The sequence below is a fragment of the Thermomonas sp. genome (assembly GCF_019104945.1).
Lineage (GTDB): Bacteria > Pseudomonadota > Gammaproteobacteria > Xanthomonadales > Xanthomonadaceae > Thermomonas.
Window position 1 is genome coordinate 1 of record NZ_JAHRWW010000027.1, and the last position, 12,833, is coordinate 12,833.

Genomic DNA, 12,833 nt, shown 5'->3' on the forward strand with positions numbered 1-12,833 from the left:
CTCGCTAAGAGCTTGCCAAATACCTTACTTGTTGGCTGGGTGATCCTTGGCCCATCTGTATGCGCGCTACACGCACTTTGGCGTAGTCGCTGCACACCTAACAATTCGTTCAAGCCGAACCCGCTTCGTGGCGTCAAATGCCTGCTTACGCTACGCTAGCAGGCATTCGCCGCCACTGCGCGCGTCGGCTTAACTCAAGCGTTAGCGCCCAAAACAATGTCTCTCGCACTCTTTGATTTCGACGGCACAATCACTACCCACGAAACCATGCCGGACTTCGTTCGTCAGTCGGTTAGCCGTCGCCGGTTGCTTCTCGGGAACCTCGTGCTTGCGCCCCTCGTTCTCGGTTACAAGCTTGGGCTCGTGTCTGGCGTCCTGATACGTCGAGTTATTGTCCGCTTCGCTTATAGCGGCGTACCTCTCGCAACAATTGAGTCGGCTGGCCAAGCCTTTGCCCGGAACTATTTGCCAAATGCTTTGCGCCCCGAGGCAATGGAACGCATTGCTTGGCACAAGGCTCAAGGCCACAAGGTCGTTGTCGTCTCGGGCGGCCTTGACGCTTATCTATCTCCTTGGTGCAACGAGCATGGACTGGAGCTCATTTGCTCTTCCCTGCAGCACAGCCAGGGCGTTTTGACAGGTCGTTACCTTGGGCAACAATGTGTACTTGCGGAGAAAGCACGCCGGGTTCGTGAGGGCCACGATCTGAGTGCATACTCCACAGTATATGCGTACGGCGATACCCCGGAAGACCGAGACCTGCTTGGCATCGCCACCAAGCCGCACTATCAGTGGCAAGAGGTGGGCGTCCCGGTTGGGCGCTAACAATTCGTTCAAGCCGAACCTACTTCGTGGCGTCAAATGCCTGCTTACGCTACGCTAGCAGGCATTCGCCGCCACTGCGCGTGTCGGCTTAACTCAAGCGTTAGGGCGCACTGCAAGTGCGTCGCAACTTACACAAGGAGCTTTGATGTCCGGTCCTGCCCGTGCTGGCCTCTTCATTTACGCAAAAGACCTTGAGCACCTCGCCAGCTTCTATCAAACGCTACTCGGCATGTCTCGTGCACACGCTGCACCCGGTTTAGTGGTGCTGCGCTCGCCGGACTTGCAGATCACGGTCAATGCCATGCCTTCCCATGTTGCCGAACAAGTGGACATTTCTAGCCCACCGGCCAGGCGGGACAATGCGGCCTACAAATTCTTCTTTACGGTCCCAAGCCTTCAGCAAGCCAGTCAGGCAGCCTCAGCTCTCGGGGGAGAGGTTCTGCCAGAGCAGTGGTCCGGCCCGGGTTTCATCGTGTGCAATGCAGTGGACCCAGAGGGCAATATCTTCCAGGTGCGCGAGAGTGCGCCCTAACAATTCATTCAAGCCGACGCCACTGCGCTGCGCGGCTTAACTCAGCAACTGTCTTCCGATAGTCGGTCAAATCGCCAATCACTGCGCGCTCGCAAGCTCATCTCTTCGCCGTGCATTGACGATACCCAGCAGCTTGCGCATGCACGCCACTAAGGCCACTTTCCCGACCTTCCCGCGGGCGCGTAATTGCTGGTAATGCGCCCTCATTTCTGGATCCCAACGCACCGATGATAGCGTTGCCATATAGAGCGCCACTCTGACGTGTGTGCGCCCTCCTCGTATCCGGCGCTTCCCTTGGGATTGCCCACTGTCTTTGGCCATCGGCGCGACTCCTATGGGATTGCCCACTGTCTTTGGCCATCGGCGCGACTCCTACCAGCTTGCTGATCTGAACAGCCCCGGGTATCGAGGAGGCAAATTAGTTTAAGTGATTGCGGCTGACTCGGGCTGTTGTTCGAGTTGCCGCCAATAGTTTGCCTCAGCTTCCGCCGGTGGGATACCTCCAATAGGTTTGAGTAGTCTGCTGTGGTTGAACCAATGCACCCATTGCAGGGTGGCAAGTTCCACGGATTCTCTGTTTTTCCAAGGCCCTCGGCGGTGAATCAGCTCCGCTTTGTATAGCCCGTTGATGGTTTCGGCCAACGCATTGTCATACGAATCTCCCTTGCTACCCACCGAGGGTTTAATGCCTGCTTGCTCTAGTCGCTCGGTGTAGCGAATGCTGACGTATTGCGCCCCCCGATCTGAATGATGGATCAAGTCGTCAATCGCAGGCTGACGATCAAACAGCGCTTGCTCCAGTGCATCCAGCACGAAATCTGTCTGCATCGTGCGGCTGACCCGCCACCCCACAATACGACGCGCGAATACATCAATGACAAAGGCGACGTAGAGCCAGCCTTGCCATGTGCTGACATAGGTGAAGTCCGATACCCATAACTGGTTTGGCCTGTCAGCACTAAAGACGCGATTGACCCGATCCAGTGGGCAAGGCACAGCGGTATTCGGTGTTGTGGTGCGCACCGCCTTCCCTCTGCGTACGCCCTGCAAACCTAGGCGACGCATCAGTCGTTCAACCGTGCAGCGCGCTACCCGGATGCCTTCACGATTCATCTGCAACCAGACTTTGTCAGCGCCATAGACCTGCCAGTTGGCATGCCAAACACGCTGTACATCCAATACCAGCACAGCATCGCGTTGTGCGCGTGGGCTTCGCAGCTCAGGGCAGCGTCGCCGTGCCGCATGACGCCAGTAACACGAAGGGGCCATTTGCAGGACGTTGCAAATGGGCTCGACCCCATAGCGGTCACGATAATGATCGATATACGCTTTTAGCGTTTGAGTTGGCGGTCGAGCTCCGCTTGCGCAAAAAAAGCACTGGCCGTCTTCAATATTTCATTGGCCCGGCGAAGCTCCTTGACCTCACGTTCCAACGCTTTAATGCGCTGCGCATCCGCCGTTGTCGTGCCAGCGCGCACACCAGCATCGACTTCCGTGCGTTTAACCCATTCGAGCAACGTGTCTGCTGTGCAGCCTATTTTCGGGGCAATGGACTGCACGACTGCCCAAAGTGATGGGTATTCATTGCGGTGCTCTTGCACTATGCGAACCGCACGTTCACGGACTTCAGGTGTAAATCGATTCGATTTCTTGTTCATAGCTCCATTCTCTCGATCTTTGGAGCCTCCTCAATACCCGGGGCTGTTCATACCGCACGAAGTACCTGACACTCGCTGCCGCAAGAACGGATGTGTTCGATTACATCGAACGTCGTCACAACGCTAGAATGCGACGGCGGGTTGCCAAGCAGGATTTGAAGTTTTCAGCCCTTTTATAACCGTCCGTGGAAATGGGGGTGAACCCCAACGCACCGACGATAGCGCCGCCATATAGAGCGCCACTCTGAGCGTCGAATCGACGGTATCGAGTTGGTGGAGTTCGCCGAAGCCTTGGGCGTGCCGCCCTTGAATACTAGGCGAGTACCTGAGCCGACGCGGCGCTGGGCACTTCCCGAAGACCAAGCGCAACTACTGACGCCCAAAACAAGAAGGGCAGTCGATTGGTTGCCCTTCTTGTCTCATTGGTGCCGGAGATAGGAATCGAACCTACGACCCCATCATTACGAATGACGTGCTCTACCAACTGAGCTACTCCGGCAAGGTCGGCAATTCTAGCTGGTTCTTCTATGAACTTACAACTGCCTGAGTTCTTTCGGCAAGGCGAACACCATGCTCTCGGGTTCCCCGCGCAGTTCGCGCACGTCAGCCGCACCTAATTCGTGTAAGCGTTTAAGCACCCCCTGCACCAGCACCTCCGGTGCCGAGGCCCCTGCGGTGACACCCACGCGTTTGTGTGCCGCCACCCATGCTGGGTCAATTTCAGCGGCACTATCAATTAGTAGCGCATCGGCACCCTCGCGCTGCGCCAGCTCACGCAAGCGGTTGGAGTTGGACGAATTCGGCGACCCCACCACCAGCACCGCGTCGCAACCATCGCGTACGAGGTCACGCACGGCGTCTTGGCGGTTTTGCGTGGCATAGCAAATATCGTCGTGCTTCGGTCCTTGAATCTGCGGGTACTTGGTTTTGAGCGCGGCAATGATGTCGCGGGTATCGTCCACACTCAGCGTGGTCTGGGTGGTGTAGGCGCAATTACTGGGTTGCTTGATCTCCAGCGTGGCGACGTCGTCAATGTCTTCCACCAAATGAATCTCACCGGTTTGCCCGCGCGCACTCCACTGCCCCATGGTGCCTTCCACTTCCGGGTGACCGGCGTGACCAATCAGCACCATATCGCGCCCGCGGCGGCTCTGCCTGCTGACCTCTTGGTGCACCTTGGTGACCAGCGGGCAGGTCGCGTCGAATACCCGCAGCCCACGCCGTTCGGCCTCGGCGCGCACTGCTTGAGAAACACCGTGGGCGGAAAAGATAACGGTGGCACCATCCGGCACTTCGTCGAGCTCTTCGACAAAGATCGCACCGCGCGCTTTGAGGTCATCCACCACAAATTTATTGTGTACGACTTCGTGGCGCACATAGATCGGCGCACCAAACAGTTCTAGCGTGCGCTTGACGATTTCAATCGCGCGATCGACACCGGCGCAAAAGCCGCGCGGGTTGGCAAGCAAAATATCCATGCGTGTAGTTTACCCCCCTACGCTCGGCTTGGCCTTGCCCGACATCAAGCCAAACACGCCCAGCCCAATGGCACCCCCCACTACCGCGCAATCGGCGATATTGAACGCGGGCCAGTAATAGCTGCCCACATACCACTGAATAAAATCCACTACATGACCATGCATTAGCCGGTCGATGACGTTACCCACTGCGCCGCCGATCACCAGGGCCAGCGGAAGCGCTTGTTTCCAGTCAGAGCGCGGTGTTTTGGCCAGCATCCAAGCCATCAAGCCGCTGATGCCAAACGCCAGTAGCACGAAGAAATACTTTTGCCAGCCACCCGCATCGGCAAGAAAGCTAAACGCTGCGCCGGTGTTATAAGTGCGGTACCAGTTCCAAAACCCGTCGACCACCGGCACAGCGGTGTATTCCGGCAGACTGCCAAGCACCCAAGCCTTCGACCACTGATCGAGCAGCAGCACCAGCACCGAGACCAGCAGCCACGGCAACGCATTGGACTTTACCTTTGCCATTAGAACCAGCGGCGCGTTTCGCCTGCGCCCTCCACGTTCTCCACACAGCGCCCGCACAGTGCGGGATGCTCGGCGTGGTGACCTACGTCTTCGCGGTAGTGCCAGCAGCGCACACACTTATGTTTCTCAGTGGGTGCTACAGTCACGCCAATGGCGCTGGCCTGGTTATCCGGCACAAGATGCACATCGCCGCTAATCAACAGGAAGCGCAGCTCGCTCGCCACCGGCGACAACCAATTCTGGTCGGCCACGCCCACATGCAAGGTGACCTCGGCCTCCAGTGCCGCGCCAATTTTGCCTTCGGCACGCAGCGGCTCTAGCGCCTTTGTGACCTGCTCACGCAGTTCCAGCAGACCTTCAAAATCCTTCACCGCCAGCGGTGCATCACTAGGTAGCGACGCCAACCCTTCATACCACGTGGCCAAAAGCACATTCCCCGCGCGCTTGCCGGGCAAATAGCCCCATAGCTCATCGGCGGTAAAGCTGAGCACTGGTGCGATCCAGCGCGCGAAGGCTTCGGCGATGTGGTACATCGCACTTTGCGCACTACGGCGGCCGCGCGCGTCTTCTTGCATGGTGTAGAGGCGGTCTTTGGTGACGTCCAGATACAGCGAGCCAAGATCCACGCTGCAGAAGTTCATCAATGTTTGCACGACCGAAGCAAAATCGTAGTCGGCATATGCGCCCTTGATCGCTTCTTGCACTTCAAACGCACGGTGCACGATGAAACGATCCAGCGCCACCATGTCTTCTAGCGGTAGCAGATGCTGCGTCGGATCGAATCCATGCAAATTACCCAGCAGAAAGCGCGCGGTATTGCGAATGCGGCGGTAGGCATCGGCATTGCGCTTCAAAATTTCCTGCGACAACGACATCTCATTGCTGTAGTCGGTGGAGGCGATCCACAGGCGCAGGATGTCCGCGCCCAGCTTGTTCATGATGTCCTGCGGCTCGATGCCATTGCCCAGGGATTTACTCATCTTGCGGCCGTGTTCATCCACGGTGAACCCGTGGGTGAGGCACTGTCGGTACGGTGCAGCTTTGTCCAGCGCTACGCCGGTGAGTAGCGAACTTTGGAACCAGCCTCGGTGCTGATCAGAGCCTTCCAAATAAAGATCAGCCGGTTTATTCAAGCCACGTTCGGGCAGCACGCACTCGTGGGTGACGCCGGAGTCGAACCAGACATCGAGGATGTCAGTGATCTTGTCGTAATCCTTCGCCTCATCGCCAAGCAACTCGGTAGCGTCCAGCGTGTACCAAATATCAATACCGCCCTGCTCCACTTTATCGGCCACGGCGTGCATCAGTTCTACGCTGCGCGGGTGCACATCGCCGGTTTCGCGGTGCACGAACAGCGCAATCGGCACACCCCAAGTGCGCTGGCGCGAGATCGTCCAATCCGGGCGGCCTTCCACCATGCCCGCGATGCGCGCCTGCCCCCATTCGGGGTACCACTTCACCGTCTCGATGGCGGCCAGCGCGTCGCGGCGCAGATTCGCTTGTTCCATCGAAATGAACCACTGCGGCGTGGCGCGGAACGCAATAGGTGTTTTATGCCGCCAGCAGTGCGGGTAGCTGTGCTTGAGCGGCGCGAACGCCAGCAGGTGACCATTTGCGCGCAGCACTTCCACGATGGCGTCGTTGGCCTTCCAAACGTGCAGCTGGGTGAGGTCCACATCGCCCGCTTTCGGTGTGGACGGCAGATACACGCCGCGCCCATCCACCGGATTAAGCTGGGCAGCGCTGTATTTTTCGATCAAACCGTACTTCTGGCCGATCACGAAGTCTTCCTGGCCGTGGCCTGGGGCGGTATGCACCGCGCCGGTACCATCCTCGGCACTGACGTGATCGCCCACCAGCACCGGGATATCGCGCTCGGCGTAGAACGGGTGCGCAAACAGCAGACCTTCCAGCTTTTCACCCTGTGCGCGGCCAAGGACCACTACTTCGTCCACGCCATAGCGTCGCAGCGCCTTTTCCGCCAGTGCTTCGGCCAAAATCAGCCAACGACGCCCACCATCGGCGCGCGCCGGGCCTTCCACCAGCACATAGTCGAAATCTGGCCCTAGCGAAATCGCCAGCGACGCGGGCAGCGTCCACGGCGTGGTGGTCCAGATCGGAATTGCCACGTCCACATCTTCCGGCAGTTCGCTGCCGAAGACGCGGCTTACTTGCTGCGGGTTGCGTGCGCTATAAGCCACATCCACCGCTGGCGAGGTCTTGTCTTGGTATTCGATCTCGGCTTCGGCCAAGGCGCTGCCGCAGTCGAAACACCAGTACACCGGCTTCACCCCGCGCAGCAGGTGGCCGTTGTCCACCACTTTGGCCAGTGCTCGGATTTCATTGGCTTCGAAATGGAAGTCTAGGGTCTGATACGGATTGTCCCAATCGCCCAACACGCCGAGGCGCTTGAAATCACGGCGCTGCACATCGATCTGCTCGCGCGCGTATTCACGGCACTTCTGGCGGAACTCGGTGGCATCAAGCTTCACGCCCACTTTGCCGAATTTCTTTTCGATCGCGATTTCAATCGGCAGGCCGTGGCAGTCCCAGCCAGGGATATACGGCGCGTCAAACCCCGCCAAGGTTTTCGACTTGACGATGATGTCTTTCAAAATTTTATTGACTGCATGGCCCAAATGGATCGCGCCGTTGGCATAGGGCGGGCCATCGTGCAACACGAACTGTGGGCGGCCTTTCGCAGCAGCGCGAATCTGCCCGTACAGGTCTTCCGAATACCAGCGCGCCAGCGTGCCCGGCTCGCGCTTGGGCAGGTCGCCGCGCATCGGAAACTCGGTTTCCGGCAGCAGAATGGTGGACTTGTAGGGGTTCTCGGTCTGTTCAGTCACGCGAGTGCTCGCTGCGGTTCGTACTGTTGAAGGAGAGATCTCGCCTGCGCGTCGTCTTGGTGCATTTGTGCCACCAGCGCAGAGAGGTCGGGGAATTTTTCTTCGTCACGCAAATGCGCAACAAACTCGACTTCGATCCGGCGCCCGTATAGGTCGCCTGAATAATCGAACAAATGAGCTTCGAGCAGAGGTTCAACGCCATCCACCGTGGGGCGAGTGCCGAAGCTGGACACCGAAGGCCAAGGCGCATCGGTAATACCGTGCACCCAAGTGGCATAAATGCCGCGCAGTGCGGGCACTTTGCCACCGTAACGCAAATTGGCAGTGGGAAACCCCAGCGTGCGCCCTAGCTGCTGCCCACGCACCACACGCCCGCCAATGGCATAGGGCCGCCCCAACAGGCGCGATGCCTGCGCAAAATCACCGGCGGTGAGCGCAGCGCGCACGCGGGTTGAGGACACGCGCTCGCCTTCGTACTGCACCGACGCAATGGTCTGTGCGGTAAAGCCAAGTTCGGCCCCCATCGTTTGCAGCAGCGCCATATCACCGCGCCGCGCATGGCCAAAGTGGAAATCCGGCCCCACCCACACTTCGCGCGCGGCGAGGCGCTGTACCAGCACATGCCGCACAAAATCTTCCGCCGACATCGCCGTCAACGCGCGATTAAAGCGCAGCAGCCCCACACCCTCACACCCCAGCGCAAACAGTCCTTCGGCTTTGGCGCGCGGCAACATCAAGCGCGGCGGCTGTGCATCACGTGCAAACAGCTCGCGCGGAAGCGGTTCAAAACTCAGCGCAACCGCTGGCACACCCAACGCGCGCGCGCGCTCAACAGCGCGGCCCACCAGCGCCCGGTGGCCTAAATGCAAGCCATCGAAAGCACCAATGCAGACCACGCTGCCCTGCGGGAACAAGCCCGCCCCTTCGGCATCGCGGAATAGAACGTTCATATCAGCGTTTCAGTATAGCCGCAGTGCAGCAAATTCGCGGAATTTACGGGCGTGTCATTAGTGCTCGCGGAAATCACGTGGACGAAAGCCCAGCGCCACCATCGCCAGCGCGTAGGTCAATGCCCCACCAATCACCAGCGTGCTCAGCCAGCCAATGCGCTGCCATTTATCCGCCGTGGTGAACTCCGGCGCCAACGACAGGCCATACAGCACCGCCGCCACCATCGCCACATTCGCCAGCACCGTGCGCAGCAGGAAGCGCCCCCAGCCCGGCTGCAGATCAAACACATCGGCCTTACGCAGCCAGCGCCACAGCAGCACGAGGTTCAAATAGCTCGACAGCGCGCTGGCCACACCCAGCGCGAAATGCAGCCCCGGCACATTGGCCAGGGTGTCCATCACCCCGCCGCCCTTCGCCCCATCCGGCACCCATAGCGCATACATCAGCGCCAACAGACCCACGTTGAAGACCATATTGGCCACCATCGCGATTAGCCCGGCGCGTACTGGGGTTTTAGTGTCTTGCCGCGCATAAAACGCGGGCAGTACGGTTTTCACCAAAGCAAATGCAGGCAGGCCGAAGCTCAGGCCAAACACCGACAACGCCGTCATCCGCGCGGCTTCGGCGGTGAATTTGCCGTATTGGAACACGGTGGACACCAGCGGCAAGGCCAGCAGCATCAGCCCCAGCATGGCCGGCAGAATGATGATGAGTGTGGTGCGTAGCCCCCAATCCAACGATTTTGAAAACGCCAAACGGTCGGTATTGACGTGGTGTCGCGACAACGTGGGCAAGATCACGGTGCCCAACGCAATACCAAACACCCCCAGCGGGAACTCCAAAAAGCGGTCGGCGGTGGACAGCCAACTCTGCGAGCCGTGCACCAGCATGGCCGCAATGAAGGTATCAAACAGCAGATTCACTTGCGCCACCGACGAGCCCAGCAAAGTGGGCACCATCAACCGCATCACCTTGCGAATATCCGGGTGGTTCCAGCCCCAGCGTGGCAGTACCAATAGGTCTAACTGGGCCAGCTGCGGCAGCTGAAACAGCAATTGCAACAGGCCGCCCACCAAAATCGCCCAACCCATCGCCATGATTGGCAACTGCCCGTAAGACGCCACCACGTCGGCGCCCCACAGCGCACCGATGATCATGCAGATATTGAGAATAATCGGCGTAAACGCAGGCCAGCCGAAGCGGTGGTAGCTATTCAGCGCCCCCGCCGCAAGTGCGGTCAGCGAGACAAACCACAGAAACGGGAACGTCAGCCGCAGCAGGCTGGTAATCAGCGCATGCTGCCCCGGCGCAGGCTCGGACTGGGTAAACCCAGACGCCAATTCGGGCGCAAACAGCATGCCCAGCGCCGTGACTAAAAGCAGCACACCGCCTAAAGTACCCGCCGTGCGCGCCATCAGCTCACGCAGGGCTTCGTGGTTACGTTTTTCTTTGGTTTCAGTAAACACCGGCACAAAAGCGGTGGAAAATGAACCTTCTGCAAATAGGCGGCGCATAAAATTGGGGATGCGGAACGCCACCCAAAACGCGTCGGTCATCCAATTGGTGCCGAAAGTGGTGTTAAACACTTGGTCGCGCACCAGCCCAAATACCCGGCTGAGCATGGTCATTCCGCCAAAGGAGAGCACCCCTTTCAACATGCTGCGCGGCTTGCCAGCGCCTGTTTTTGCCTCTGAACTCATGCGAATGCGCCCATTTTGGCACTCGCACAGCCCGCTTTATTGACCCAAGCCATTGAATCGGCCATAATTCTTGGTCTTCCCGAATCCATCATCTGTTTGCACATTGTGCCAGCGGATGCATCCCACCAACACCCCAGACACCTCAGGATTTTTCCGTGGCCAATATCAAGTCCGCCAAGAAGCGCGCCAAGCAAACCGTTGTGCGCAACGCCCGCAACGTTGCCCAGCGTTCGCAGCTGCGTACCGCCGTCAAGAAAGTCATCAAGGCGCTGGACGCCAGCGATGCCACCGCCGCCGCCGAAGCCTTCGCCGTGGCTCAGCCGCTGCTGGATCGCTTCGCCGCCCGTGGCCTAATCCACAAGAACAAGGCCGCCCGTCATAAGGCTCGCCTGACCGCCCGCATCAAGGCCATTCAGGCCGCCTGATTCGGGGCGCAATGGATTCGGAAAAAACCCGGCTGAAAAGCCGGGTTTTTTGTTGGGCCAGTGTCTAATCGACGCCTTACTCCTCTAACGCCTCGCGCTTGAGCTGATCAAAGAAGCTCTGCACCGCCAACATAATCGACCAAGTACCTTCGCGACCAATGGCCGAGACGAGGAACCAGGGGCCATCCCAGCCAAGTTCAGCCACGATGGCCTTGGCGGCGGTTTTGGCCTCGTCTTCAAACATCAGGTCGGCTTTGTTGAGCACCAGCCAGCGTGGTTTTTCCAGCATGTCCGGGTCGTATTTGCGCAGCTCGTGCTCGATCGCGCGCACCTGCTCGGCCGGAGACGGCATGTCTTCTGCGCCCGAAAACTCATCCATCGGGGAAATATCCACGAGGTGCAGCAGCAGACGGGTGCGCTGCACATGGCGCAGGAACAGGCTACCAAGGCCCGCACCGTCGGCCGCGCCTTCGATCAGGCCGGGGATATCGGCGATCACAAAGCTGCGTCCCGGCTCCACACTGACCACACCAAGGTTTGGATAGAGCGTGGTGAAGGGGTAGTCGGCCACTTTTGGCGTCGCCGCAGATACGGCGCGCACAAAAGTAGATTTACCCGCATTGGGAAAGCCCAACAGGCCTACGTCGGCCAGCAGTTTCAGCTCTAGCTTGAGTACGCGGGCTTCGCCCTCGCCGCCCGGCGTAGTTTGGCGCGGCGCGCGGTTGATGGAGCTTTTGAAGTGCATATTGCCAAGGCCGCCCTGGCCACCTTTGGCCACCAGCAGACGCTGGCCGTGCTCGGTGAGGTCACCAATCACTTCATCGGTGTCTACGTTATGCACCACCGTGCCCACCGGCACGGTCACCACCACGTCGTCGCCACCCTTGCCGTACATCTGGCGTCCGCGCCCGTCTTCACCGCGCTGCGCTTTGAATTTGGTCTGGTGGCGGAAGTCCACCAAGGTATTGAGGTTTTCGTCGGCCTGCAGCCAAACGTCACCGCCATTACCGCCGTCACCGCCATCCGGGCCGCCCAGCGGAATGTACTTCTCGCGCCGAAAGCCTACGCAGCCGTTGCCGCCATTGCCTGCGGTCACTGTAATTTCAGCTTCGTCAACGAGTTTCATAAAGTGGTTTGCCGTAAAAGGAAAAATAATTGCTTGGTATAAACGAAAAACCCCGCACGCGGCGGGGCTTCTCGCAAAGCATCGCGGCGCTTACTGCGCGGCGACGATGTTCACCGTGCGGCGCTTGTTCGGGCCCTTGGTGGTGAATTCCACCTTGCCATCGACCAGCGCGAACAGGGTGTGGTCGCGGCCAAGACCCACGCCGGTGCCCGGGTGGAACTGGGTGCCACGCTGGCGCACGATGATGTGACCGGCTTCGATAGCCTGCCCACCATAGATCTTTACGCCCAAGTATTTCGGGTTGGAATCGCGGCCGTTACGGGTACTGCCGCCTGCCTTTTTATGTGCCATTGCTCAAATCCTCCAGGCTGACGATCAGGCGTTAATGCCAGTGATCTCGATTTCGGTGTAATGCTGACGGTGACCCATCTGCTTGCGGTGGTGCTTACGACGACGGAACTTGACGATGCGCACCTTGTCAGCGCGGCCATGGCCCAGCACCTTCGCGGTAACGGCAGCGCCCTTCAGCGCGTCGCCCAGCTTGATGCCATCGGCATCGCCCAGCATCAGGACGTTGTCCAGCTTGATCTCGCTGCCGGCTTCGGCTTCGAGCAGTTCGACGCGGAGCGTTTCGCCCTGCATCACACGGTATTGCTTACCGCCGGTGACTACAACTGCGTACATGATTCAATCTCTCGGTTCTGTAGTTTTTCTGGATCTGCCAGCGATTGCGCACGGACAGGAGCGGAATTGTAATTGATTCAGACGCTTAGAGC

At 59.0% G+C, this 12,833-nt stretch carries 12 protein-coding genes, 1 tRNA gene, 2 pseudogenes and 1 other annotated feature; of the genes and pseudogenes, 4 read left to right on the forward strand and 11 right to left on the reverse strand.

Going from position 1 to position 12,833, the window contains the following annotated elements; genetic code table 11:
• The first annotated feature begins 216 nt into the window (after positions 1-216).
• Positions 217-825 carry an HAD family hydrolase gene (locus KUL77_RS07110; protein ID WP_297145040.1) on the forward strand — a complete coding sequence of 203 codons (609 nt, stop codon included), beginning with the start codon at positions 217-219 and terminating at the stop codon, positions 823-825.
• 145 nt (positions 826-970) lie between these two features.
• The gene (locus KUL77_RS07115; RefSeq protein WP_297145043.1) at positions 971-1,357 is read left to right on the forward strand and encodes a VOC family protein; all 387 of its coding nucleotides are present in this window, start codon (positions 971-973) and stop codon (positions 1,355-1,357) included.
• Between the two features lie 78 nt (positions 1,358-1,435).
• Here the strand turns inward: KUL77_RS07115 and KUL77_RS07120 are convergent.
• Together KUL77_RS07120 and KUL77_RS07125 are read right to left on the reverse strand one after the other, a co-directional pair.
• Positions 1,436-1,693 (reverse strand): annotated as a pseudogene (locus tag KUL77_RS07120) (transposase); the annotation flags it as partial.
• Positions 1,694-1,780: 87 nt separating this feature from the next.
• Positions 1,781-3,015, reverse strand: a protein-coding gene (locus KUL77_RS07125; RefSeq protein WP_297145046.1) for an IS3 family transposase whose coding sequence is annotated in 2 segments (ribosomal slippage) — positions 1,781-2,730 and positions 2,730-3,015 — 1,236 coding nt in all. Because the reading frame shifts where the segments join, the coding sequence is not laid out codon by codon here.
• Positions 2,618-2,734: a sequence feature (AL1L pseudoknot), on the reverse strand. Its footprint overlaps the gene before it by 117 nt.
• Positions 3,016-3,065: 50 nt before the next feature.
• Between KUL77_RS07125 and KUL77_RS07130 the strand changes: the two are divergent.
• A pseudogene (locus KUL77_RS07130) lies at positions 3,066-3,194 on the forward strand (IS3 family transposase); the annotation flags it as partial.
• Between the two features lie 244 nt (positions 3,195-3,438).
• Here KUL77_RS07130 and KUL77_RS07135 read toward each other — a convergent pair.
• From KUL77_RS07135 to murJ, 6 genes are all read right to left on the reverse strand, one after another.
• A tRNA-Thr gene (locus KUL77_RS07135) sits at positions 3,439-3,514 on the reverse strand.
• A gap of 34 nt (positions 3,515-3,548) precedes the next feature.
• Positions 3,549-4,493: a 4-hydroxy-3-methylbut-2-enyl diphosphate reductase gene (ispH, locus tag KUL77_RS07140; RefSeq protein ID WP_297145048.1), complete on the reverse strand. Its 945-nt coding sequence runs from the start codon at positions 4,491-4,493 to the stop codon at positions 3,549-3,551.
• Positions 4,494-4,502: 9 nt separating this feature from the next.
• Positions 4,503-5,006, reverse strand: coding sequence for a signal peptidase II (lspA, locus tag KUL77_RS07145; RefSeq protein ID WP_297145050.1), 504 nt, complete (start codon positions 5,004-5,006; stop codon positions 4,503-4,505).
• A complete protein-coding gene (gene ileS, locus KUL77_RS07150; RefSeq protein ID WP_297145220.1) occupies positions 5,006-7,792 on the reverse strand; it encodes an isoleucine--tRNA ligase in 2,787 nt (928 codons plus the stop codon). The genes lspA and ileS overlap by 1 nt, the downstream gene beginning before the upstream one ends.
• A gap of 59 nt (positions 7,793-7,851) precedes the next feature.
• Positions 7,852-8,805 (reverse strand): bifunctional riboflavin kinase/FAD synthetase, encoded by a 954-nt coding sequence (locus KUL77_RS07155; RefSeq protein ID WP_297145053.1) that lies wholly within the window; start codon positions 8,803-8,805, stop codon positions 7,852-7,854.
• A gap of 57 nt (positions 8,806-8,862) precedes the next feature.
• The gene (gene murJ / locus KUL77_RS07160) at positions 8,863-10,464 is read right to left on the reverse strand and encodes a murein biosynthesis integral membrane protein MurJ (protein ID WP_297145221.1); all 1,602 of its coding nucleotides are present in this window, start codon (positions 10,462-10,464) and stop codon (positions 8,863-8,865) included.
• A gap of 197 nt (positions 10,465-10,661) precedes the next feature.
• On the opposite strand from murJ, the gene rpsT reads away from it, so the two are divergent.
• Positions 10,662-10,931 (forward strand): 30S ribosomal protein S20, encoded by a 270-nt coding sequence (gene rpsT, locus KUL77_RS07165; protein WP_297145055.1) that lies wholly within the window; start codon positions 10,662-10,664, stop codon positions 10,929-10,931.
• A gap of 76 nt (positions 10,932-11,007) precedes the next feature.
• On the opposite strand, the gene obgE is transcribed toward rpsT, so the two are convergent.
• From obgE to rplU, 3 genes are all read right to left on the reverse strand, one after another.
• A complete protein-coding gene (obgE, locus tag KUL77_RS07170; RefSeq protein ID WP_297145057.1) occupies positions 11,008-12,057 on the reverse strand; it encodes a GTPase ObgE in 1,050 nt (349 codons plus the stop codon).
• A gap of 90 nt (positions 12,058-12,147) precedes the next feature.
• Complete coding sequence (gene rpmA, locus KUL77_RS07175) at positions 12,148-12,408, reverse strand: 50S ribosomal protein L27 (protein WP_297145060.1); 261 nt, start codon at positions 12,406-12,408, stop codon at positions 12,148-12,150.
• A 24-nt stretch (positions 12,409-12,432) separates the two neighbouring features.
• The gene (gene rplU / locus KUL77_RS07180; RefSeq protein WP_297145063.1) at positions 12,433-12,741 is read right to left on the reverse strand and encodes a 50S ribosomal protein L21; all 309 of its coding nucleotides are present in this window, start codon (positions 12,739-12,741) and stop codon (positions 12,433-12,435) included.
• Positions 12,742-12,833 lie beyond the last annotated feature (92 nt).

Excerpts from the sequence above, each read along its gene's own strand:
- rplU (WP_297145063.1), bottom strand. The coding sequence starts at position 12,741 with ATGTACGCAGTTGTAGTCACCGGCGGTAAGCAATACCGTGTGATGCAG.
- KUL77_RS07115 (WP_297145043.1), top strand. The coding sequence starts at position 971 with ATGTCCGGTCCTGCCCGTGCTGGCCTCTTCATTTACGCAAAAGACCTT.
- KUL77_RS07110 (WP_297145040.1), top strand. The coding sequence starts at position 217 with ATGTCTCTCGCACTCTTTGATTTCGACGGCACAATCACTACCCACGAA.
- lspA (WP_297145050.1), bottom strand. The coding sequence starts at position 5,006 with ATGGCAAAGGTAAAGTCCAATGCGTTGCCGTGGCTGCTGGTCTCGGTG.
- murJ (WP_297145221.1), bottom strand. The coding sequence starts at position 10,464 with ATGTTGAAAGGGGTGCTCTCCTTTGGCGGAATGACCATGCTCAGCCGG.
- ispH (WP_297145048.1), bottom strand. The coding sequence starts at position 4,493 with ATGGATATTTTGCTTGCCAACCCGCGCGGCTTTTGCGCCGGTGTCGAT.
- ileS (WP_297145220.1), bottom strand. The coding sequence starts at position 7,792 with ATGCGCGGCGACCTGCCCAAGCGCGAGCCGGGCACGCTGGCGCGCTGG.
- rpmA (WP_297145060.1), bottom strand. The coding sequence starts at position 12,408 with ATGGCACATAAAAAGGCAGGCGGCAGTACCCGTAACGGCCGCGATTCC.
- KUL77_RS07155 (WP_297145053.1), bottom strand. The coding sequence starts at position 8,805 with ATGAACGTTCTATTCCGCGATGCCGAAGGGGCGGGCTTGTTCCCGCAG.
- obgE (WP_297145057.1), bottom strand. The coding sequence starts at position 12,057 with ATGAAACTCGTTGACGAAGCTGAAATTACAGTGACCGCAGGCAATGGC.